This window comes from Streptomonospora litoralis, from assembly GCF_004323735.1.
Classification (GTDB): domain Bacteria; phylum Actinomycetota; class Actinomycetes; order Streptosporangiales; family Streptosporangiaceae; genus Streptomonospora; species Streptomonospora litoralis.
This window is the reverse complement of record NZ_CP036455.1, coordinates 1,123,297-1,146,448: the sequence shown is the minus strand read 5'-3', so window position 1 is coordinate 1,146,448 and position 23,152 is coordinate 1,123,297. Positions and strand designations below refer to the sequence as shown.

Sequence of the window (23,152 nt, the reverse complement as noted above, 5' to 3'; positions counted from 1 at the left end):
TTCCGAGGAGACCCGGGACACATGGAACGAGTGCCAGCACAGGCGCCTGCGCCGGCGTTCGATACCGGAGTTCTCTACAGATGCCGCCGACTCGGATAATGATGATCGACTGTCTTGCGTGCAATCCCGGTTCCGCGAATGGCGCACCATTGGCATCCGCATTAAGATTGGCCGGGCATGCAAATGCAGGTGCAAACAATCGGCCACCCGCGCGAGGGGAATACACGGCGGTTTCCGGCCGATGCCCGGGATCGGGTGAAATCCCTGGAAGAGCGGCCGGTGCGGACTCCCACCGGCCGCGGAGAAGGCGCAGCGCGGGGGCGGGGACACCTGGCGGCGCGATTCGCCCCGGGGGCCGAGTACAACACGGGTCGGGACGTGAACGGGTCGCCGCACCGCGCGGATGACCACGCGATCTCCTAACATATCGACGATCCGCGAACAAGGGCGGAGGCACCACTCCATGCCCACTGCCTGCTACCACCCCCGCGCGGGAGGCTGGATGCGGATCCGGCGTGATCACTTGCCAGGAGCCACCTCGCCTCTCAGACTGTGGAATCAGGGACACGACCTGGTCATACGTTGAACCGAGCGGAATGCGCCCCGCATCCGCCACCGCGCACGCGCGGCCGGATCCGGCCACCGACGTCCGACCGGCACCTGCGTGGGCCCCGCCGCCGCTCCCCCGGCGGCGAACCGCATACACGCCACCGAGTACGACCACGACTGGAGACCACATGGCGATCCACCCGCGAGTGCAGACCCTGGCTCAGGCGTTTCTGCGCAACGTGGACGAAGAGGCGCCGGGGCTGGTCCAGGGCCTGTACCTGACCGGTTCGGTCGCACTGGGCGACTTCCGGCAGCACGCCAGCGACGTCGACTTCGTGGTGGTCACCTCCCGTCGCGCCACCGGCGAAGACAACGACGCGCTGCGCCGTGCCCACGCGCGCACCCGCGCCGAACTGCCGCGCCCGCAGCTCAACGGCATCCACGTCACCTGGGACGACCTGGCCGACGACCCGGCCGAGTGCGGTCCGGTGTCCTCGGTGCTGGGCGGGCGCTTCAAGCTGCGGGGCGGCCCCGACGTCAACCCCGTCACCTGGCATGTCCTCGCCGAGCGCGGTGTCACCGTGCGCGGCCCCCTCCCTGTCGAACTGGACGTGTGGGACAACCCGGCCAGCCTGCGCGCCTGGTCGTTCGGCAACCTCGACGAGCACTGGCGCCGCTGGCGGGCCAAGGCCGGCCGGCTCGTCACCCCCCGGGGCCTGGCCGCGCTCGGCTCGCTGGCGCCCTCGTGGAGTGTGCTCAGCGTCAGCCGACTGCACTTCACCCTGCGCACCGGCGAGATCACGTCCAAGTCCGGGGCGGGCACGTACGCCCTGCACGCCTTCCCGGAGCGCTGGCAAAGCATCGTCAACGAATGCCTGCGGGTACGGCGCGGGAGCCGGCTGCCCTCGCTTTACCAGAGCGCGCTGGACCGCCGGCGCGCCGCGCTGGACTACATCGAGATGGTGCTGGACGACGCCCTCCGGCCCCAGCCGGCCTGAGCGCACGCCCACCCTGCGCGGGCGGTGGGAGCCGACGGTCGGCAGCGCCGGGCGCCGGCGCGCCCGGATAACCTGGAGTCCATGAGCAAGCGCCCCATCGTCCTGTTCGGCGATCCCGTTCTCGTGACCCGAACCACCCCCGTCACCTCGTTCGGCCGGCACACCGAGGCGCTGGTCCGCGACCTCCTCGACACGGTCGACGAGCCCGGCCACGCCGGGGTCGCCGCCACGCAGATCGGCTCGGGACTGCGGGTGTTCAGCTACAACGTCGACGACCGGATCGGCTACGTGATCAACCCCGAGATCGCCGAGTTGTCCGACGAGGTCCAGGACGGCGAGGAGGGCTGCCTGTCGGTGCCCGAACTGTCGTTCTCCACCCGGCGGGCGATGCGCGCGGTCGTCACCGGCGTCGACCTGCGCAACGAACCCGTCACCGTCGAGGGCGAAGGGCTGATGGCGCGCTGCCTGCAGCATGAGGTCGATCACCTCGACGGCAGGCTCTACCTCGACCGCTTGGACCGCGACACCCGGCGCGCGGCCATGCGTGCGGTGCGCCGGTCGACGTGGTTCCTGGACTCCCAGGAGACCGCGCAGCCCGCGGCCCCGACCCTGCCCAGCGGCCTGGGCGGCCCCGCCTGAGCACCGCTGGAGCGGCCCCGCCCTTGTATCCGCAGGCCGCGGCCGGAATAGGCCGCCGTCGGCACCCGGCTCGCCGGGCGGGTAGTCTCAGTCCGGCGCTAGGCATATAACGACACGATCTCGTATCGTCTGCTTCAGCCCCGCGCGGACCCTCTTACCCCTTCTGCCTCGTGCGCCCCGGTATACCCCTCCCCCATTCAGCCGGCCCGCGCCCGACATCAGGTGACATTCATGCACAGATCAGCACTCCCTCGGAAGCGCCGCCGCGCTTTCCTGCTGCCCAGCCTCGCCGTCGCAGCCGTCCTGCTGCTCCCCGCGACCTCGTCGTACGCCGACCCCGAGGACGACGAGCCCAGCCTCGACGAGCTCAACGAGCGCGCCGACTCCCTTGAGGAGGAGTACGACACCGAGCTGCTGCAGTTCGAGGACGCCAAGGAAGACGTGAACAAGGCGCAGAAGCGCCTGGAGAACGTCGAGGACGAGCTGAAGCGGGTCCGCGAGGATGTCGCCGGGCTGGCCGCGGCCCAGTACATGGGCAGCGGGCTCGACCCCGCCATCGAGGTGGTGATGAGCAGCGACCCGCAGGACATGCTGGACAACGCGGCGGTGGCCAGCCAGGTCTCGGCCAACCACGGCGACAAGGTCGCCGAGCTCACCGAGACGCGCCAGAAGCGCAAGGAAGCCGTCGAGAACGCCGACGCCAAGCTCGAGGACGCCGAAGAGCTCGTCGAGCAGCTGGAGTCCCAGCGCGACGAGGTCTTGGCCAAGATCAAGAAATACGAGGAGGAGCAGGTCCCCGAGTCCCCCAGCGGCGGATCCGGCTCGGGCTCCGGGACGCCGGGCACCGGCTCGGTGCCCGACAGCGCCATCGGCCCCGGCTGGGAAGGCGCGACTCCGCGTATGGCCGCGATCCGCGACGAGATCGTCAGCAGGTTCGGCGCGCCCTACCCCGTGGGCTGCCTGCGCCCGGGCGACCCCCAGGACCACGGCAGCGGCCAGGCCTGCGACTTCATGATGAGCGCGGGCGGCGCCATGCCGTCGGGGGCCAATCAGCGGCTCGGCCAGCAGATCGCCGAGTACGCCCAGGCCAACGCCGACCGGTTGGGCGTCAAGTACGTGATCTGGGAGCAGCGCATCTGGCACTCCGCCAACCCCGGCGCGGGCTGGGAGATGATGAACGACCGCGGCAGTATCACGGCCAACCACTACGACCACGTGCACGTCTCGTCGTACTAGTGGCGTTTCGTCGCGTTCCCGCGTTCCGCACTCGGTGGGTGAGCCGGGGGCGTCGGCTCAGGTCCGCCGGCGGTCTCGCCCTGGGGCGGAAGACCGGCCTCGGTGCACCGCCCGTCCGGGAAACCGACGCCGCGGACGCCGCGCCCGGCGCGCCGTGTCCCCGCGCCGTCAGCCGGCGCGCCGGGCCAGTGACACCGCCGCCGGAAGACAGGCGGCGAGGACCGCGCTCGTCACCGCGATGGCGGGGCCGTAACCCGCAGCCTGGATGCCCAGGCCCAGGAACAGCGACCCGAGTCCCGTCCCGGCGTCGTAGCCGATGTTCCACACCGCGCTGGCCGTGCCGTAGGCGCGGGCGCCCGCCCGGCGGAACATGATGACGATGGTGTCGTTCTGCACGGCGCCGAACCCGGCACCGAACAGGGCGGCCCCGGCGACGGCGGCTGTCCCACCGAGGGCGCCGGGGCCCGCCCAGTCTGCGCCCGCCGGCCACAGAGCCGCGGCGGTCAGCGCCATGCCGGCGACTGCGGCGGTGCTACCGGGCACGAGCAGCACCGGACGCCCCCTGCGGTCGCTGAGGGCGCCGGCCGCCCAGCGTCCGCACACCGAGAGCACGCCGAAGGCCAGCAGCGCGGTGAAGACCAGGGTGGAGGCCTGGGACAGCGGGATGGCCAGGAAGGTCACGATGGCGCTGGAGGCGACGGACGGCATGAGCATCGCCAGCAGCGGAATCCCGAGTCGGCGGGAGAGCCGGAGGCCGCCGGGCGACTCGGCCGCGCCGGCGCCCGCCGTCTCCCCGTCGCCGTCGCTCGCCGTACGGTCGCCGACGAGGAGCCAGATCCCCGCCGCGGCGACCGCGCCCACCAGCGTGGTGGCGGTGGCGAACCAGAACACGGCCGCGAAACCGAGGTTCAGGGCCGCCCACACGCCGGTCGACAGGAAGAAGACGTTGGGCAACCCCACCGCCAGCCCGTAGTAGGCGGTGGCGCGGCCCAGCTGCGCAGGCGCGACCAGCCGCGCCGCCAGCGCCGACCCGGCCACGGTGGCCATACCGAACCCGATCCCGCGCGCCGCCGAGACGGCCAGGATCGGGGCGAGGTCGTCGGTGAGCAGCAGCAGCGGGACCGGAGCACCCATCAGCAATGCGCCCACCGGGAAGGTCCACCGGTATCCGCCTCGGTCGAGCACCCAGGGCATGACCAGCTGGGTGAGCACCGTTGTGAGCATGTAGACCGATGTCGTGGCTCCGGCGGCCGCCTCGCCCGCGCCGCCGCGGCTCGCCCACAGCGGGACGACGGGCAGCAGCAGCACGAAACCCGCGAAGGTCAGCGCGGTCGCGAGCACCAGCAGCCGGAACGCCCATCCGTGCAGCCCGAGCTGCGACCGCCCCGAACCCGGATTCATCCGGACATCCGAGGAATTCACCATCATTTCTTTCTACCGCAGCCGCCCCCGAAACGGCGAAGCCGAGCCGGTGGCCCGGCCCCGACCGCACTAGCCGCTCAGGCGGGGCCGCCCTCGTCCGGCTCCGGGCCCGTGCTGCGGGCGAGCCAGTCGGCGACCCGCTCCGCCCGTTCGGGCGTCATCGCGCGCTCGGCGTGCCCCATGCCCGACTCGATCCACAGTTCCTTGGGTTCCGGCGCGGCACTGTAGAGGCTCCGGGCGTGCTCGACCGGAAAGTAGGTGTCGGCGTCACCGTGGACGATCAGCAGCGGCGCGGAGATCCCGGGCGCGAGTTCCGTCGGGTCGGGCGGAATGGGGTCCCACTGGCTGTCGATGACACGCACGCGGCGGGCCACCCGCAGGAACCACCGCCCGATCGACCGCTCCACGCCGAAGTGCAGCAGCCGCATGCGCGGGGTCCCGCGGTAGTACCACATGCTGGGTCCGCTGACGGCGACGACGGCGCGCACACCACCGAACATCGCGGCGTGGCGCACCACCACGGCCGCGCCCATCGAGAAGCCGATCGAGGCGATGTCGGTGTAGCCCAGGCCCCGCAGGTGCGCGCAGGCGGCCTCCAGGTCGTGCACCTCCAGATTGCCGACGGTGCACAGCCCTCCCGACTCGTAGTGGCCCCGGAAGTCGAAGGTCATCACGTCCCCGACCGGCAGCAGCCGCTCGGCGATCATCCGCGTTCCCGGGCTGCGCCAGGTACCGGTGAATCCGTTCGCCACGATGATCGCGGTGGTGCGATCTCCCTGGCCCCGGATCAGCGCGGAGTCGAGGTCGATACCGTCCGATGTGGTGAGTCGCCGCCGTTCCGGGGCTGAGGGATGGAGCGCGTTAGTCACCCCACCATCCTGCCCGATGGCCTCCGCCCCCAGCAGGGCGGCAGGCCCGAACGCACGCCGGGGGGCAGGCACCACCCGGCGACCCCCGGACCGCCGACGGCCGGCGGGGCCGGGGCAGCGGGCGTCGGGTCGGGTGTTCGCCGGTGGCGGTGGTCGGCGGATCGGCGGGTCGGGTTGGCTGTGCGGCCTTGTTGGTCTGCCGGGCAGCGGGTGGTCTTCGGGAAAAGCGGCGGCGACGGTGGCGGATGGCCGGGCCTGCGGTCGTCGGGTCGGGTGCTCGCCGGTGGCGGTGGCGGTGGGCGACGAGGGGCGGTGCGGGTGTCAGGGAGGGGCCGTGTGTCCGCTATGTCGCAGGGCGACGCGGCGATCGTGCCCGTATGACGAAATCCAGCGGCGTTCTTTGGGAATTCGGCCACGATCGCCGCGGCCGACTCCTAGACATCGGACATAGCGGGCGCGGGGCCGGGGAGGCGCCGCCGTGTTCCGGCCGGGCCCGCGCAGGCCGGAGGCCCCGCGCGGCGGGGCGCGGTCGCGGGTGCTCGCGCGGCCCGGGGTGCGCCCGGTCGGGGGCCGGGGGGCGACGACACGTCGCTCGTGGCGCCCGGGCGTCGCCGCCGGGAGCCTCACCCCCCGATGAGGCCGACCTTTGAGGCCTATGCCCGTTTTGCGCGCGCCCTCGGCCAGCGCAGCGACCACGAGACACACGAAAAGTTGACGTCGGGGGCTGTTTTCGCGCCATTCGGTGCGCCTCGTGCGCCACCGCCGCCGCAGCGCGGGCGCGGGCCCACCGGGAACTCGGGCACTGGTGGACAAAACACCCCGGGTTCTTTCGCATCGCGGAATGGCGGTGCGTGGGCGGCGCCTCAGGGCGGCGCCGAGGCCGATGCCGCCGCACCTACGTGCATCTCGTGGCCCCGACCCGGCCACATGACCGCCGCCGACCGCCCCGCATCAGGCCCGCGCCGACAACCGGGCGGCGCCCCCGGCGCTCGTCGCCGCCCCGTCGGCCGCCGTCACCGGCGGGCCCCCGGCCCGTTGGGCGCAGGCCCGGCCATCCGCCACCGTCGCCGCCGCTTTTCCCGAAGACCACCCGCCACCCGGCAGACCGACAAGGCCGCCCAGCGGACCCGAGCCGCCGCCCCGCCCCCGTCTCCCACGCCGCCCCCTGCTACAGCGCGCGGGCCCGATGGCGGCGGCCGCTGCCGGTCAGCAGCAGTGAGCGCAGTTCCAGGACCACGTGCAAGACGATGGGAAAGAGGAGACTCCCCGTACCCAGGTAGACGACCATGAACAGGGCGCCCAGTAGGCCGGGGCCGACCAGGCCCCACCACCCCTGGTAGAGGTGGGCGAGTGCGAACAGTACGCACGCCGCCACCGCCGCCGCCCACACGGGTAGGCCCAGCGCGACGCCGAAGGCGACCAGCAGGCCCCGGTAGAGCAGCTCCTCGGACACACCGGCCGTCACCGCCAGTGCGCCGGCCAACCGCCGCTCCCGGCGGTTGCGCGGCGCAAGCACGCTCAGTCCCTCCCCCGGGTCGGGCACCGAGGGCAGCGGCGCGGCGCCCGAGCCGGAGCGGTTCCGGCCGCGGGTGATGAGCCAGACGATGAGCAGAGCGAGGCAGAACCCGAGCACGGCCGCCAGCAGCGGCCCCCAGTTCACGGGGGCGCGCAGCCCCACGTGGGCGGGGGTGACTCCGGGAGCCACGAGCAGGATGACGACGACCGCCGCGACCCACGCCAGGTGTACGCCCATCGCCAGCCGGTAGAAACGCGCCAGCGCTCCGGGATCGGAGTCGCGGCGGCGGCGCAGCCGGGCGAAGGCGCGCCAACCCAGCAGGGGCTCGCCCGCTGCCGCGTATCCGACCAGGAGAAACGCCAGAGCACCGGCCACGACGCCGAACTGGGGAATGCTCTCGGTCCAAAGCACGGGCATACCCTAAGAGATCGCGGCGGCACTTCCGCCCATTCCGGACGATCTCCGCGCCGACACGACGACCGCCCACTGCGCGCCCACTACGCGCAGTCCCTGTGTGCTGGGCTTTTCCACCTCGTCGCGCCCGCGGCACCCTGTTCCCCTACCCCGGCGTGTCTGGAAAACGCCCCTTGTGATATCGGCCGCTACGGGTGACGGTAGAGAGTGTTCCGTGTCACACGGACGCGGTTTCGGCGTCCATCCGCGCGGCCGCCCTCAGGGGCACCGGCGCCCGCCGGTCCGCCGCGCGGCCCGGGTCGGCCCTCGCGCCGCCCCGGCCGAGGAAGGAAGGTGGCAGAGCATGGCGGACAAATCCGGTCCAGCGACCACCGGCAGGGCTCCGAGGGCCGACCACCCGGCGCAGATACGCAACGTCGTGCTGGTCGGCCCGTCCGGAGCCGGAAAGACCACGCTGATCGAGGCCCTCCTGCACGCGTCCGGCGCCACGGCCCGCATGGGCCGCGTCGAGGAGGGCAACACGGTCAGCGACTACGACGACGTCGAGGTACGGCAGAAGCGGTCGGTCAACCTGGCCGTGGCCCCGGTCGTCTCCGCCGGAGTGAAGGTGAACCTCCTGGACACCCCGGGCTATGCCGACTTCGTGGGCGACCTGCGCGCCGGCCTGCGCGCCGCCGACGCCGCGCTGTTCGTGGTCTCGGCGATCGACGGTATCGACGGGCGCACGCGGCTGCTGTGGGAGGAGTGCGCCGCCATCGGGATTCCGCGCGCCGTCGCCGTCACCAAGATCGACCACCACCGCGCCGACGTCGACGCGGTCGTCGAGCAGTGCCGCGAGGCCTTCGGCGAGGGCGTGCTGCCCGCCTACGTGCCCGCGTTCTCCGGGGAGGGCGAGAACCGCACGGTGCGGGGGTTGATGGGGCTCATCTCCGGCCGGTACCACGACTACTCCACGGGTTCCCGCGCCGAGGCCGAACCGCCCGAGGGCCTGGCCGAGCGGGCGGCTCCGATGCGCGACGCGCTGGTCGAGGGGGTCATCCAGGAGAGCGAGGACGAGACCCTCATGGACCGCTACATGGAGGGCGAGGAACTCGACCCGGCCATGCTCGTCGCCGACCTGGAGGCCGCCGTCGCGCGAGCGGGCTTCTACCCGGTGCTGCCGGTCTCAGCGCTGCGCGGCGCGGGTGTTCTCGAGCTGCTGGAGGAGCTGCCCCGGGCGACGCCCGCGCCCCCCGAGCGCCCGCTGCCCGAGGTCACCACGGCGGCCGGCGGAACCGTCGGCGACCTGTCCTGCGACCCGGACGGCCCGCTGCTGGCCGAGGTCGTCAAGACGATCAGCGACCCCTACGTGGGCCGCGTAAGCCTGGTGCGGGTCTTCAGCGGCACGCTGCGCCCCGATTCGGTGGTGCACGTATGCGGGCAGGGACTGGCCGACCGGGGGCACGAGGACCACGACGTGGACGAACGCATCGGCGCGCTGCTGGCCCCGCTGGGCAAGCATAGCGAACCGGTGGGCGAGGTCGTGGCGGGCGACGTGTGCGCCGTTGCGAAGCTGACCCGTGCCGAGACCGGCGACACCCTGTCGGCCAAGGAGCGGCCGCTGCGCATGCCGCCGTGGACGTTCCCCGAACCGCTGCTGCCGGTGGCGCTGCAGGCGGCGTCGAGGTCCGACGAGGACAAGCTGGCCCAGGCGATCGGCCGCCTGGCCTCCGAGGACGTGACGCTGCGGGTGGAGGTCAACCCGGAGACCCATCAGCTAGTGCTGTGGTGCATGGGCGAGGCCCACCTCGACCTCGCGCTGGACCGGCTCTCCGCGCGCTACGGCGTCGTGGTCGAGACCGGCGAGGTGCGCGTGCCGCTGCGCGAGACGTTCTCCGCACGGGCCGAGGGCATGGGCCGCAACGTGAAGCAGAGCGGCGGCCACGGCGAGTACGGCGTCTGCCACATCCAGGTGGAGCCGCTGCCCTCGGGTGCCGGGCTGGAGTTCGTCGACCGGATCGTGGGCGGTGTGGTGCCCCGCCAGTTCATCCCGTCGGTGGAGAAGGGCATCCGGGCGCAGATGGAGAGCGGTGTGCAGTCCGGCTACCCGCTGGTGGACATCCGCGTGACGCTGTACGACGGCAAGGCGCACTCGGTGGACTCCTCCGACATGGCCTTCCAGAAGGCCGGGCGGCTGGCGCTGAAGAACGCCGCGGAGAACTGCCGGCTGTCGATGCTGGAGCCGATCGACGAACTGGCGGTGCTGATCGCCGACGAGTATATGGGAGCGGTAATGAGCGATCTGTCGGCGCGCCGCGGGCGGGTGGTCGGCACCGAGCCCACGGCGAACGGGCGCACGCTGATCCGCGCGGAGATCCCCCAACTGGAGATCACCCGCTACGCGATCGACCTGCGCTCGGTCTCGCACGGCACGGGCACGTTCACGCGTTCGTACCTGCGCCACGACCCGCTGCCCGCCCAGCTCGCCGAGAAATTCACGCAGGAGCTGGCCGGGTCGGGCTGACCGGTCGGTGCCGCACCGCGGGCGGCCCGGGCCGGCGACGGCTGCCCGGGCCGCCCCGGCGGGAACGGCGGTGGGGTGGGTCGCGGAAGTACCGCGGAGCCGAACGGCGGTCGCCGACCGCGGGCGACCCCGGGCCGTCCGCGGTCGGCCTACAACGACCCGGACAGGTCCGGCGCGAAGTTGCTGCCGGTCAGCACGGTGCCGACGCGGGCGCCGGGGAGGTCCCGTGCGGCGATGGCCGCGACCCCGGCGGCGGCGGACGGTTCGACGATGAGTCCGAGAGTGTCGCGGAGCAGCCGCAGCGCCGTGTAGAGCTCTTCGTCGTCGACGAGCACGACGTCGTCGACCACGGCGCCCATCCACTCCACGGCCGCCGGGACCGGCACGCGCACGGCCAGGCCGTCGGCGGCGGTGTCGACCCGCTCGGTGGAGACCGGCATGCCCGAGCGCCAACTGTGCGCCATCGCGGGCGCGCCCGCGGAGCACACGCCGACGACCTTCGTGTCGGGCGAGTAATCCTTGAGCCACCGGCCGACGCCCGAGATCAGCGCGCCGTTGCCCACGGGCAGCACGACGGCGTCCAACTCCAGTGGGGCGATCTCCACGCCGATGGTGCCCGCGCCTTCGGCGATCTGCGGCTGGTACCCGTCCTCGACGTAGACGCAGTCCTCGCGACCGTCTGCGTACTCGGCGGCGGCCTGCTTCGCGGCGTCGAAGTCGGCTCCGCCGACCACCACGCGCGCCCCCAGTTCGCGCATCCGGGCGATCTTGCGGGGGTTGGCGGTCTCGGCGGCGAAGACGTGCACCGGCAGTCCGCGGCCGCGTCCCGCATAGGCGACGGCCTGGCCGAAGTTCCCGGCCGACGCGCACACCAAGGCGCGCTTCTCATCGGTGTCGCGCAGCAGGAAGTCCGCTCCGCGCCCCTTGAACGAGCGGACGGGGTTGAGCGTCTCGACTTTCAGCAGGACCTCGCGTGCCAGGCTGCGGGATAGCGAGTGGTCGAATATCTGCGGGGTGTTCAGGAAGACCGGATCGACGGTGCGTGACGCCGTTTCGATCCGCGCTGAACGAAGTGTGTCGATCGACATGTGCGCATAGTAGAAGCGGCGGGCCGTGTCGATGCGAACGCGGGCTGGGGGAACCGCGTTCGCGGACGTGGTGATCCCCGTTCGCCGACGATTCGCGCGGTTTCTCCGGTTCGTGCGCTGCGATCGGATCGCCGACGGCGCGGCGGCCGCCGCCTGTGCTGCAGCGCCGCCCGAACGCGGGGCTCAGATCAGCCGGCCCGGTCGCGAGCGGTCGGCGAGCGCCTGGAAGCGCCAGGTGTTCACGGGGTGGCTCGACAACAGGTTCACCAGCATCACGAACAGCCCCTGGTCGGTATGGGCCCGCCCGGCGATGTCGGCGAAGTCGACGTCGCGGTAGAGGTACTTGCCCGCCGCCAGCACCCGCAGCCCCTCCTTGCCCTGCGGGCAGAACTCGTAGGCGTGGCTGTCGGCCGTGTACTCCTGCGCCCGGCTGAGGGTCGCGCCGAGACCGGGGATGATGTCGGCCACCGAGACGCCGAACTGGCGCCAGTAGGAGACGTGGCCAGCGGCGATATGGCCGACTTCGTGGCCGATGATGAACCGCAGCGCCTCCGGGTCGGCCAGGCGCCCGCCGATCTCGAAGAGGTCGCTGTGCACCGCGACGAACCGCCGCGAGCCGTGCCCGGAGGCGAAGGCGTTGATGTGGCCGTTGCCCAGCACCACGTAGGCGTCGGGTACCTGCGGCAGGTCGAACGCCTCCGCCGCCTCGACGACCATCCGATGCGCCTCGGGGAACTGCGTCGGCGAGATCCGCACGCCGTTGACCCGCTGGCGCGCATAGAACTGCCCGCGCACGAAGAACACCAGGGCCGGGATGGCGAGTACCACCAGCGGCTGCCCCGTCTCCCCGTCGAGGGCGCGGTTGGAGGCCCCGACAACGGCGAGCGCCGTGACCGCCAGGCACACCACCAGCGCCGCGTTCTCCCGCGGATGCCGCAGCGCGCGGGTGCGGCGGGGATCACCCCAGCGCGCCAGCAGAAGACGCCTGTGCTGCGGCCACATCCGCCTCTGTGGTGACAGTCCCATGTGGCAACGCACCCGCCCAGCCGCCGACCCCCGCTGTGTTCGCGCCTTACGTTACAAGCGGTAAGGCGGGTCCTGCGGCGGATCCTGGTCCGGGTCGCCGGACCGGCCGGGCGACTGCGGGTCGTAGTAATGGGGGTCGTAGGGCTCGGCTGGGCCTCCGCTGCGGTGCGCGTCGTACGGCTCGTACTGCTCGACCGGGTGTCCGGGGTCGTGGGGGCCGCCCGTGCCCGGCTGGTACGGCGGGCCCGGCTGACCGGGGCCGTGGGGCTCAGGGTGCGCCGGCTGGTAGGGATCGGCCTGCTGCCCGTAGCCGTAGGGCTCCGGCCGACCTTGCTGGTACGGCTGCCCCTGCTGGTAGGGCTCGCCCTGCTGGTAGGGCTCCGGCTGCCCCGACTGGAACGGGTCTCCCGGCTGGTACGGCTCTCCCTGCTGGTACGGCTCCGGTTGCTGCTGGAACGGCTCTCCCTGCTGGAAGGGCTCTCCCGGCTGCTGCGGCGGCTGGGACTCCGCCGGGTAGGGCCCGAAGCCGGGGTCGCGCTCGGCGGAGTAGGGTACGGCTCCCGACGGAGGCGGCGGGGCCGAGATCGGCGGGCCTTGCGGCGGCGGCGCGGAGATCGGCGGCCCCTGGGGCGGCGGCGCCGCGGTGGGCGGCAGCGGCGGCCCGACGGGCGGCGGACCGTATTCGGGGGCCTGGTCCTCGTCGCCGAGGTAGCGGTCCATGTCGGTGTAGGCGGTGGAGTCGCCTTCTGCGGCCTCGCCGTCGGTGTCGGAGGCGGCAGGCGCCGGCGCGTGCTCACCCGGGTAGGGCTCACCCGGGTAGGGGGCGGTCGGCGGCACGGGCGCTGCGGTCGGACGGGCGCCCGAATCGGCGGCGGGCGCGTAGTCGTCGTAGCCGGGCTCGAACGCGCCCGGGCCCTCCGGCCGCTCGTCCCCTCCCGCGGCGTGCACCGGCGCGGGCGGTTCCGCCTGCGCTGCGGGAACGGACCCGTCGCCGGGCCCGGAAGACGCGCTCATCGCCGGCTGCCCGCCCGTGGTGCCCGACGCCTCGGGCGTACCGAGGTAGGTCAGCGCGCCCAGCGACAGTGCCGCGAGCCCCGCGCGCAGCGTGGATTCCCGGTCGGGGGCGAAGAACGGCGAATGCGTCGTGGGGACGCCCATCATCTTCTCGTAGGGGGTGCCGCCTGGCGCGGCCTCCCACACATCGTGCGGCGTGGAGCCGAGGAACCAGTAGACGTAGGGCACCGGCTGGGGGTCGCCGGGCAGGCCGAAGGCCGGGAAGTCCTCGCTGCCCGTGATCGGCTCGGGCAGTTCGACGACGTAACCGTCGCCGAAGTAGGCGCGGTGGGCGGCCACCACCTCGGCGGTGGGGCCGGGGGCGTTCGCGGTCACGCCGGTCTCGCGCGCGACGGTGATCTCCGGTTCGCGCTGGGCACCCGAAGCGGCGGCCTCGGCCCGCACGATCCGGTCGATCGCGCTGTGCAGGCGCTCGGCCACGGCCGGGTTCAGTGCGCGGGTGTCGACTTCCAGGTACGCCTCTTCGGGGATGACGTTGACCTTGGTCCCGGCGCGCAGCACGCCCACCGTCACCACCGCCATTTCACTGGGGCTGATCTCGCGCGCGACGACGGTCTGCAGCCGGTTGACGATGTTGGACGCGATCAGCACCGGATCGACGGTGCTCTCCGGGCGCGAAGCGTGACCGCCGGTGCCGAACACCCGTACGCGCAGATTGGTGGTGGCGGCCATGATGGTGCCGGAGCGGTGCGCAACCATGCCCGCGGGCTGGGGACCGAGATGCTGTGCCAGGGCGATGTCGGGCCGGCCGAAGCGGGTGTAGAGGCCGTCGCGGATCATGCCCACGGCGCCGTCGAGGGTCTCCTCGCCGGGTTGGGCCACCACCATCAGCGTTCCGCGCCACTCGTCGCGGGCCTCGGCGAGCAGGTCGGCCGTGCCCACCAGGCACGCGGTGTGGGCGTCGTGGCCGCAGGCGTGCATGATCGGCACGTCCTGGCCGTCGTCGTCGCGGCCGCGGGCGGTGCTGGCGTACGGCAGACCCGTGCGCTCCTCGATCGGCAGCGCGTCCATGTCGGCGCGCAGCAGCACCGTGGGCCCGTCGCCGTTGCGCAGCACACCCACGACGCCGGCGCCGCCGACACCGGTCTCGACCTCGAAGCCCGCGCGCGTGAGCCACTCCGCCACGGCGCCGGCGGTGCGGTTCTCCTGGTGCGAGAGCTCCGGATTCTTGTGCAGGTCGACGTAGAAGCCCTCCACCAACGGAAAGATCTCGTCGACGAGCCGCATCACCGCGCCACCGTGTTCCGCGACACGCTGGGGATCGACCGCGTGCGGCACCGCATCCACCGCCTTCGTCTCCTGTGGGCTGGGAGCGAACCCCCATCCGGCCTGCTGCCTTCTGCCACCGGCGTGCGATCGCAGCGCCGATTGTCCCGCTCGCCCGCGCGAATCTCAAACGTCGGCCGACGCCGGGAACGTGCCTACCGAACCCTATCCGCGCCGATGACGGGGCATACCTCCCGCCCCGGCGGCCCGCCGACGGGGCCCGACGGGCGTGGGGACCGCCTGCAAAGCGCACGGTCCAGCGGCGCGAGGGCTGCTCCGGAGTCCGGCTCAGTCCTCGCGCAGCCGGGCCAGCTCCACCGCGAAGTCGCGCGTGGCCAGCCACAGCTTGTAGACGATCAGCAGCTCGAAGGCGGCCAGCGCGGCGCAGGAGAGCACGATCACCGGCACGACCAGGTCGGCGCCCGGCACCGCGAGGGAGGCCAGCGCCGTCAGCGGGGCCACGACGCACACGAACATCTCGAACTCGATGCCGCTGAACAGGTGCGGACGCACCCGGCTGCGCAGCAGCGCCGAGCGCAGCCGCCCGTACCAGCTGAACTTGCGGGTGAAGCCCTGGTGCACGTCGATGACCCGCGCACCGGACTCGGCGGTGCGCGCGTGCGCCTGGTCGTGGTCGAGGCCGGGGTTGTCGCGCAGCACCTCCTCGACGAACACGACGGGGGCCCCCGCGTCTTCACCCGCCGCGGGCGCCTCGGCGCCCTCCGGGGCCGGGGCGGGTTCGGTGTTCTCGGGGTCGTCCGCCGGCTCGGACTCGCGCCCTTCGGCGGCGGCGCGCAGCTGCGTGCGCATAGCCTGGCGGGTCTTGCCCACCTGTGCGCCGTTCAGGTAACGCAGCAGGTCGAGGAACGTCACCACCGGCGCCAGCAGCAGGAAAAGCACTTCGCCGGTGGCCGCCCACTGGCCGATCAGCAGGGCCAGCATGCACCCGAAGAACCGGATGCGGTCGAAGACGAAGTCCACCCACCCGCCGAAGACCGACCCGGTGCCCTTCAGCCGCGCGATCTTGCCGTCCATGCAGTCGAGCACGAAGCTGAGGTGGAACAGCAGCGCGCCGGCGACGAGCAGCGGCCATCCGCCCAGGGCGAAGCACACGGCCGAGCCCGCGCCGAGCACGCCCGCGCCGAAGGTGATCTGGTTGGGCGTGATGGAAGTGCGGTTCGCGGTCCACACGACGAGCCGCGCCGCGATCGGGTCGACGAGGAAGACCGTCCACCAGGCGTCGCGGCTCTTGTAGGTCCGCTCGCGGACGTCGCTGAGTGTGAAGCTCGTCATCTCATCTCCTGCAGGGCTTCCCGCCGGCGCCGCGCAGCCGTGTCGGACGGCGCGCGGTCTCGGGTTGTCCACGCGCGGCCGGGCGGGCAGGGAGGGTGGGTCAGCCGCAGAATCATGGCAGACGGAGCGACGCCCGGGCCAATCACCGCGGCAGTACCGGTCATAATTGTGGAGTAAGAGGGGTTGCGGTCGGCCCGGTCGGCTGTTTCCGCGGCCGCCGGCCGCCCCCCGCGACGTCTCCGACCGAGGAATAGGCGTGCGTTTTCTGAACGACCAGGTCCCCGGCCACGACCTGACCTACAGCGACGTGTTCATGGTCCCGCGGCACTCGGCCGTGGGATCGCGGCTGGACGTCGACCTGCGGACCCACGACGGAACGGGGACGACCATCCCCATCGTAGTCGCGAACATGACCGCGGTCGCCGGGCGCCGGATGGCCGAGACCATCGCCCGGCGCGGCGGATTGGCGGTGCTGCCGCAGGACATCCCGATCGATGTCGTCACCGAGGTGGTCTCCTGGATCAAGCGCCGCGATCTGCTCCACGACACCGCCATCACGCTGTCTCCGGAGAGCACGGTCGGCGAGGCGCTGAACCTGCTGCCCAAGCGGGCACACGACGCCGTGATCGTCGTCGACGGCGAACGGCGCCCCATCGGCGTGGTCACCGACGCCGACTGCACGGGAGTCGACCGCTTCACGCAGGTGCACGAGGTGATGTCGCGCGACCTGCTGACCGTTCCCGCGGGCACCGACCCCAAGGACGCGTTCGGCTCGCTGCACGACTTCCGCCACCGGTTGGCGCCGGTCGTCGACGCCCAGGGCGCCCTGGTGGGGGTGCTCACCCGCACCGGCGCGCTGCGCGCCACCCTGTACGACCCGGCCACCGACGACCGGGGGCGGCTGCGGGTGGGGGCCGCCGTCGGCGTCAACGGCGACGTGGCGGGCAAGGCCGCCGACCTGCTCGCGGCCGGTGTCGATCTGCTCGTCCTCGACACCGCCCACGGCCACCAGGAGAAGATGACCGCGGCGCTGCGCAAGGTGCGCGCGCTGGATCCCACGGTGCCGCTGGTCGCGGGCAACGTGGTCTCCGCCGAGGGCACGCGGGACCTGATCGAGGCCGGCGCCGACATCGTCAAGGTCGGAGTGGGGCCCGGGGCGATGTGCACGACCCGGATGATGACCGCGGTCGGCCGCCCGCAGTTCTCGGCGGTGCTGGAGTGCGCCGCCACCGCCCGCGAGGCGGGCGCGTCGGTATGGGCGGACGGCGGGGTCCGCCATCCCCGCGACGTCGCGTTGGCGCTGGCCGCGGGCGCCTCCAACGTGATGATCGGCTCCTGGTTCGCCGGCACCTACGAGTCGCCGGGCGACGTGCTGCGCGACGCCCACGGGCGGATGTACAAGGAGAGCTTCGGCATGGCCTCGTCGCGTGCGGTGCGGCTGCGGACGTCCGACGACTCGCCGTTCGACCGGGCGCGCAAGGCGCTGTTCGAGGAGGGCATCTCCACCGCGCGGATGTACCTGGACGACGAGCGGCCCGGCGTCGAGGACCTCGTGGACGAGATCGTGGCCGGTGTGCGCAGTTCCATGACCTACGCGGGGGCGAACTCGCTGGAGGAGTTCCACGAGCGCGCCACGGTGGGGGTGCAGAGCGCGGCGGGCTACAGCGAGGGACAGCCGGTGCCCACGAGCTGGTAGCGGCGTAGCGGCGGCCTTCGCCGACCGGGGCCGGCCCCCGCCGCGGATCGGGGCGATCCCGGTGCCGAGGGCGGGCCACCACCCGGCCGGGGAGGTCCGTGTGCGGCCCGCCGTTCGGCCGAGGGGCTGGAGCGCGCCCAGCCCAGCCCCTCGTTCTCACTGCAAGGCCGGTCGCGCATCCCCGTAACATGCCGCTCCGACCATGTCCCCGACACTAGAGCCGCGGCCGGTGGCCGGTCATCGGTCCGCGGAGGTATCTGACGCTCCCACCAAAGAGGGTCGCGGCGTCATCCTCTGGTCGTAGTGGGGATGCAGCAGCCTGCGCAGCCCCCGGCTCGCACCCCGTGCCCGGGCGGGGGCGGTCCGATACCGTGTCGGCAGCGCCGCCGGTGCGAGTCGCGGGGGGCGCGTGCGGCGCGTCCGGGTACAAGTTGGGCGACAGGGAGCCGACCGTGGTCTACATCTACCCTCTTCTGCCCATCGTGGCCGGGTCGGTGATGCTCTGGTTCCTCTTCCGCCATCTGCGCTTTTCGGCGTATCTGGCGGTCTACGGCGCCCGCGCCGAGGGCGAGGTCGTGGGCTACCGCGAGACGAGGGCCTCGGCGTCGATGATCGTCCGCTTCGTGACCCCTGAAGGGCGCGAAGTGCACGCCGCCCACGAGAACACCGGCTGGACCGCCTCGCGCAGCGGCGATCCCGTCACGGTCTCCTACGACCCCGGCGATCCCGAGCGGGCGCGCATCGTCGCGGCGCCGTGGCTGAGCAACTGGGTGCTGAGCATGCTCGGCGTGCTGGGTTTCCTGCTGGTGCTGATCGGGTCGGTGCTGGCCTACCTCGCCTGGGCGGAGCCGCTGTCCGGCTCCGGCTGAGTTGTGCGCTCATCCGCGCTCGGCGTGGGCGCCGACCGGCGCGTTAGCCCTCTCATAGACCCGAAAGGCTAGCGAGGCGGCGCATCGGGCCGCAGGAGAACGGGATGGTCCGCTGAAGGTGCGACCCGAGGGACGCCGACCACGCGGACTGCGGGCGCAGCTTTCTCGGAAGCGACTCGACCGGCCCTACGCCGCGCGGCGGAATTTCACATTCCAGGCACTGAGCGACACGAGGGGACAGAGCGGCCCGTGGCGGCGCATCGCAATCCAGTGGAGGCGGATCGCCTACCAAAGGCCAGGCACGCTATCGTGTTCGGGCAATTACCGCTTAGCGCCTAGTAGCGCGCAAAGCAGTACTGTGATCGCGTTCTTCGTCCCGACGGGGAAGTAAACCGTGAATCCTCCCTAAGCATGCGAACACCCCCTTGCTCGCATGCCGGGTCCGTCGATCCTGCCCAGACGTCGATCGCGATGGGCTGCGGATTCCCGCGGAGCCGCCTCACCCGGCCCACACAGCCGGTCGGCACGGCTCCGTCCCGCCACCCGAGCTCTTGATTCGCCACGAGGAGTACCGTGCAGCCATCGAAGAGTAAGCGTCCGACGAGCATTCGGCGCCGTTCGCGCAGGGCGGTGCTCCTGCCCAGCGCCGCCTTCATCGCCCTCTGGCTCGCCATCAGCGGCTACCTGTCCTACGAGGCGGTCGAGGCGGCGGGGCACGCGGAGGCGGCCACCGAACTCTCCACGCCCGCCGCTCTCTCGCTCACGGCTGTGATGGACGAGCGCTCCCAGACGGTCGCCTACCTGGAGCGCCCCGACGAGACCCGCGACGAGCTGGACGCGGCACGGCAGGAGTCGGACGAGCACATCCAGAAGGTCTTCGACCGCTTCGCCCCCTTCCGCGACCTCGCCTCCCCGGAGATCCAGGACCGGATAGCCGAGTTCGAGGCCCGCTACCGGGGTATCGACGACATCCGCGCCGAGGTTGACGAGGGCACCGCCTCGCGCGATGAGGTCCTGCAGGACTACAACCGCGTGATGACCGCGGCCGCCGACCTGTTCGACGAACAGTCCCGCGGCAGCCCCGAGCCCGGTTCGATCGGTGCGGGCGTCGCCGCCACCGACACCTTCCGCGTGGTCGACCTGCTCGCCCGCAGCGACGCCCAGCTCACCCGCAGCTTCACCAACGGCCGGCTGACCCACGCCGACCAGCAGGAGTTCACCCGGCTGTCCAGCTCGTACCACACCGTCTTGGAATCGGTCCGCGGGTTCTTCAGCCCCGAGCAGGGCCGCGCCCTCGACGAGCTGATGAACTCGCAGGACTACCAGCGGCTCGTCCAGCTGGAGAACCGCATCGTCGACCACGAGGCCGAGATCCTCATGGACCCGGTGACCGGCGAGCACAGCCTCGACACCGGCGTGCCGGTGAGCCGCGAGGAGTGGAAGGCCGCCTACGCGCCGGTCAAGGAGGAGCTGACCCGCCTCGGCGCGGCCGAGGCCCGCCACGCGGCGAGTATCCAGGCCGACACCGCGAACACGGCGCTGATCGCGGCCGCGGTCGGCACCGCAGGGGTTGCGCTGGTCGGCTTCCTGGCGATCTCCGCGGCGCTGCGCACCACCCACCGGGTCGTGCGGCGGCTGGGCCGGCTGCGCGACGAGACCGACCACCGCGCCAACACGCTGCTGCCCGAGCTGGCCGACCGGCTGCAGCGCAACGAGCCCGTCGACGCCGCCGCCGCCGTCCCGCCGCTGACCACCGGGCAGGACGAGATCGGCGAGGTCGCCGCCTCCTTCGACAAGGCCCAGCGCTTCGCCCTGGATGCGGCCGTGCGCCAGTCCGAACTGCTGCACGGCATCAACCGGGTCTTTCTGAACATCGCCCACCGCAGCCAGACGCTCATCCACCGCCAGCTGCGGCTGCTGGACCGCATGGAGCGCGAGCAGGAGGACCCCTCGCAGCTCACCGAGCTGTTCAAGCTGGACCACCTGGCGACGCGCTCCCGCCGAAACGCCGAGAACCTGCTCATCCTGGGCGGGGAGACACCCGGCCGCACCTTCCACAAGCCGATGCCGCTGGTGGACGTGCTGCGCGGCGCGATCTCGGAATCGGGCGACTACACCCGCGTCGAGCGCCGGCAGATCCCCCGCGTCGCGCTGAAGGGTCCGGCGGTGGCCGACGTCATCCACCTCGTCGCCGAACTCGTCGACAACGCCACCACGTTCTCGCCGCCGCAGAGCCAGGTGCGGCTGAGCAGCGAACAGGTGCCCAACGGCGTCGTCGTGGAGATCGAGGACCGCGGCCTGGGCATGCAGGACGAGGAGTTCGCCGCCGCGAACGAGATGCTGGCCAACCCGCCCGAGTTCGACGTGATGCGGCTCAACGAGAAGATGCGCCTGGGCCTGTTCGTCGTCTCCCGGTTGGCCCGGCGGCACGCGGTCAACGTCCGGCTGCGCTCCTCGCCCTACGGCGGCGTCCAGGCGATCGTGCTGCTGCCCTCGGAGTTGATCAGCGACCAGGAGCTACCCGCCTCGGCCTTCGACAGCACCGGTGAGCGCCCGCAGGTGGTGGCCCCGGCGCCGCTGCGCGCGGAGGCCGCCACCGATGCCGCGCCCTCGGCGCCCAAGGACCGGTCCGACGGCGACGCGGGTGCGGCACCGGACACCGACGAGCCCGGCACGCCGGCTCCCGCTCCCGCGCCGGCCGGCGCCAACGGGCACTCCCCGGACTCCGGGCGCACGCCCTCGGGGCTTCCGCGCCGGGGCTCGGCGCCCGCACCGATCTCCTCCGCCGACGACGCCGCCGAAACCGGAACCGACGGCGCCGACTCCGCGGGGGCCTTCCCCGACGGCTCCGCGCCGAACGGCGCCGCGCCCGCCGACGCGAGCGGGACCGACGGCGGCGGCCCGACCATGCACCACCCTTCGCCCGAACCCGCCCCGGTCCACGAGACCGCGGGCGCCCCTACGACCGCCGCGAGCGCCCCTCCCCTGTCCCCGGAGGGCGGCGACGGCGGCGCGGACCCCGATGCCTTTGCGCAGGGGACCGCTGCGGCGGCGGGGACCGACGCCCGTCCCCCGCTGCCCAAGCGCAGGCCGCAGACGAACCTGGCCCCCCAGCTCTACGAGAAGTCCGCGGACTCCTCGGCCCCGGCCTTCGGCGGCGCCGAAGACTCGTCGACCGAGGAGAGCGAGGACCGCTCGGCCCGGCTGCGCCACAACATGTCGGCTTTCCAGCAGGGCACACGCCGGGGCCGTAACGAGGGCCAGCAGCGCCAGAACGATACGGAGAAGGATTCGTGACCGTGACGAACAACGCCGCCAAGGATCTGAACTGGTTGCTGGACGAGCTGGTCGAAAGGGCCGTCGGCGCCAGGTACGCCATCGTCCTCTCCGCCGACGGCCTGCTCATCGGCCGGTGCAACACCCTGGAGACCGACGAGGCCGAGCACCTGTCCGCGGTCGCGTCCGCCTTCCAGAGCCTGGCCCGGGGAACCGGCCGCCAGTTCGACGGCGGCCGCGTGCTGCAGACGGTCGTGGAGATGGAGCACGCCTACCTGTTCGTCACCGGCTCCGGCAGCGGGGCGTGCCTCGCGGTCATCGCCGAGGAGAGTTCGGACGTGGGCCTGATCGCCTACGAGATGAACGTGCTCGTGGAGCAGGTCGGCCGGTTCCTCGACGCCTCGCCGCGCCACGCCGAGTCGGCCGCCTCACCAAGCGGCGGTACCCCCGGCAACTCCGCCGGGTAGGAGGGACGCCCATGGCAGAGCACCAGGAACCCGGGCCCGAGGCAGAGGGCGCCGATCCGCTGGTACGGCCCTATGTCATCACCCAGGGCCGCCAGCACGAGGACTCCGTCCAGTTGGACATGATCAGCGTGGTCATCGCGGCGCGGGCCGATGTCGACGAGGTGGCGCTGGAGCCCGAGCAGCTTCGGATCCTCCAACTGTGCAAGCGCCCCCAGTCCGTGGCCGAGGTATCGGCCCACCTGGACATGCCCGTCGCCGTGGTCAAGGTCCTTCTCGGCGATCTGATCGGCCGGGGCTACATCCTCGCCCGCGCCCCCTACACCCAGCAGAGCCCGGCACACCGGGACATACTCCAGGCGGTACTCGATGGCATCCAACGACTCTGAGCAACCCGGCGGCACCATCCCCTCCGCGATCAAGATCCTGGTCGCCGGCGGCTTCGGGGCCGGGAAGACGACCCTGGTCGGCTCGGTGAGCGAGATCTCGCCGCTGAGCACGGAAGAGGTGATGACCGAAGCGAGCGTGGGGGTGGACGACCTCGCCGGGATCGAGCGGAAGGAGACCACCACCGTCGCGCTGGACTTCGGCCGGATCACGATCAACGACGAACTGGTGCTGTACCTGTTCGGCACGCCCGGCCAGCAGCGCTTCTGGTTCATGTGGGAGGAGCTGGCGGAAGGGGCGCTGGGCGCCGTGGTGCTCGCCGACACCCGGCGGCTGGACACCTGCTTCCCGGCGGTGGACTTCTTCGAGCGCCACCGGGTGCCGTTCGTGGTGGCGGTGAACTGCTTCGAGGGCGCCCACCGCTACACCGAGCAGGAGGTCACCGACGCGCTGGCGCTCGACGAACGGGCGCCGGTACTGCTGTGCGACGCGCGCAGCCGCGCCTCGGCCAAGGAGGTACTGGAGACCCTGGTGCGCCACGTCGCAACGCTGGCGGCGCCCGTCTAA

16 protein-coding genes and 1 pseudogene are annotated in these 23,152 nt (G+C 72.4%); 10 read left to right on the top strand and 7 right to left on the bottom strand.

What is annotated here, in order from left to right; all coding sequences use genetic code 11:
• Positions 1 to 737 precede the first annotated feature (737 nt).
• The 3 genes from EKD16_RS04890 to EKD16_RS04880 all read left to right on the top strand — a co-directional run bounded on the left by EKD16_RS04890 (position 738) and on the right by EKD16_RS04880 (position 3,422).
• On the top strand, positions 738 to 1,547 hold the full coding sequence (locus tag EKD16_RS04890; RefSeq protein WP_131097296.1) for a nucleotidyltransferase domain-containing protein: 810 nt from the start codon (positions 738 to 740) through the stop codon (positions 1,545 to 1,547).
• Positions 1,548 to 1,628: 81 nt separating this feature from the next.
• Entirely contained in the window at positions 1,629 to 2,186 is a 558-nt protein-coding gene (def, locus tag EKD16_RS04885) for a peptide deformylase (RefSeq protein WP_131097295.1), read from the top strand.
• 231 nt (positions 2,187 to 2,417) lie between these two features.
• Positions 2,418 to 3,422: a coiled-coil domain-containing protein gene (locus tag EKD16_RS04880; protein WP_131097294.1), complete on the top strand. Its 1,005-nt coding sequence runs from the start codon at positions 2,418 to 2,420 to the stop codon at positions 3,420 to 3,422.
• 168 nt (positions 3,423 to 3,590) lie between these two features.
• On the opposite strand, the gene EKD16_RS04875 is transcribed toward EKD16_RS04880, so the two are convergent.
• From EKD16_RS04875 to EKD16_RS04865, 3 genes are all read right to left on the bottom strand, one after another.
• Positions 3,591 to 4,847 (bottom strand): MFS transporter, encoded by a 1,257-nt coding sequence (locus EKD16_RS04875; protein ID WP_165498494.1) that lies wholly within the window; start codon positions 4,845 to 4,847, stop codon positions 3,591 to 3,593.
• A gap of 74 nt (positions 4,848 to 4,921) precedes the next feature.
• On the bottom strand, positions 4,922 to 5,713 hold the full coding sequence (locus EKD16_RS04870; RefSeq protein WP_131097292.1) for an alpha/beta hydrolase: 792 nt from the start codon (positions 5,711 to 5,713) through the stop codon (positions 4,922 to 4,924).
• A 1,168-nt stretch (positions 5,714 to 6,881) separates the two neighbouring features.
• Complete coding sequence (locus tag EKD16_RS04865) at positions 6,882 to 7,640, bottom strand: CPBP family intramembrane glutamic endopeptidase (protein WP_242677238.1); 759 nt, start codon at positions 7,638 to 7,640, stop codon at positions 6,882 to 6,884.
• Between the two features lie 346 nt (positions 7,641 to 7,986).
• Here EKD16_RS04865 and EKD16_RS04860 point away from each other — a divergent pair, with 346 nt between their 5' ends.
• Positions 7,987 to 10,146 carry an elongation factor G-like protein EF-G2 gene (locus tag EKD16_RS04860; protein ID WP_131097290.1) on the top strand — a complete coding sequence of 720 codons (2,160 nt, stop codon included), beginning with the start codon at positions 7,987 to 7,989 and terminating at the stop codon, positions 10,144 to 10,146.
• Between the two features lie 149 nt (positions 10,147 to 10,295).
• Here the strand turns inward: EKD16_RS04860 and EKD16_RS04855 are convergent, their stop codons facing one another.
• The 4 genes and pseudogenes from EKD16_RS04855 to EKD16_RS04840 form a co-directional block, all read right to left on the bottom strand.
• Positions 10,296 to 11,234: a threonine ammonia-lyase gene (locus EKD16_RS04855; RefSeq protein ID WP_131097289.1), complete on the bottom strand. Its 939-nt coding sequence runs from the start codon at positions 11,232 to 11,234 to the stop codon at positions 10,296 to 10,298.
• A 183-nt stretch (positions 11,235 to 11,417) separates the two neighbouring features.
• Positions 11,418 to 12,236, bottom strand: a complete 819-nt coding sequence (locus tag EKD16_RS04850; protein WP_131097288.1) for a M48 family metallopeptidase — start codon at positions 12,234 to 12,236, stop codon at positions 11,418 to 11,420.
• 588 nt (positions 12,237 to 12,824) lie between these two features.
• Positions 12,825 to 14,621 (bottom strand): annotated as a pseudogene (locus tag EKD16_RS04845) (amidohydrolase); the annotation flags it as partial.
• Positions 14,622 to 14,888: 267 nt separating this feature from the next.
• Positions 14,889 to 15,893: a CDP-alcohol phosphatidyltransferase family protein gene (locus tag EKD16_RS04840; RefSeq protein ID WP_131097287.1), complete on the bottom strand. Its 1,005-nt coding sequence runs from the start codon at positions 15,891 to 15,893 to the stop codon at positions 14,889 to 14,891.
• A gap of 256 nt (positions 15,894 to 16,149) precedes the next feature.
• Between EKD16_RS04840 and EKD16_RS04835 the strand changes: the two genes are divergently transcribed.
• The 6 genes from EKD16_RS04835 to EKD16_RS04810 all read left to right on the top strand — a co-directional run bounded on the left by EKD16_RS04835 (position 16,150) and on the right by EKD16_RS04810 (position 23,152).
• Positions 16,150 to 17,589: a GuaB1 family IMP dehydrogenase-related protein gene (locus EKD16_RS04835; RefSeq protein ID WP_131097286.1), complete on the top strand. Its 1,440-nt coding sequence runs from the start codon at positions 16,150 to 16,152 to the stop codon at positions 17,587 to 17,589.
• A gap of 452 nt (positions 17,590 to 18,041) precedes the next feature.
• The gene (locus tag EKD16_RS04830) at positions 18,042 to 18,458 is read left to right on the top strand and encodes a DUF3592 domain-containing protein (protein WP_131097285.1); all 417 of its coding nucleotides are present in this window, start codon (positions 18,042 to 18,044) and stop codon (positions 18,456 to 18,458) included.
• Positions 18,459 to 19,088: 630 nt separating this feature from the next.
• Positions 19,089 to 21,755: a sensor histidine kinase gene (locus EKD16_RS04825; protein ID WP_242677237.1), complete on the top strand. Its 2,667-nt coding sequence runs from the start codon at positions 19,089 to 19,091 to the stop codon at positions 21,753 to 21,755.
• A gap of 2 nt (positions 21,756 to 21,757) precedes the next feature.
• Complete coding sequence (locus EKD16_RS04820) at positions 21,758 to 22,201, top strand: roadblock/LC7 domain-containing protein (RefSeq protein WP_242677236.1); 444 nt, start codon at positions 21,758 to 21,760, stop codon at positions 22,199 to 22,201.
• Positions 22,202 to 22,212: 11 nt separating this feature from the next.
• The gene (locus tag EKD16_RS04815) at positions 22,213 to 22,587 is read left to right on the top strand and encodes a DUF742 domain-containing protein (protein WP_131097283.1); all 375 of its coding nucleotides are present in this window, start codon (positions 22,213 to 22,215) and stop codon (positions 22,585 to 22,587) included.
• Complete coding sequence (locus EKD16_RS04810) at positions 22,568 to 23,152, top strand: GTP-binding protein (RefSeq protein ID WP_131097282.1); 585 nt, start codon at positions 22,568 to 22,570, stop codon at positions 23,150 to 23,152. Before EKD16_RS04815 ends, EKD16_RS04810 begins: the two co-directional genes overlap by 20 nt.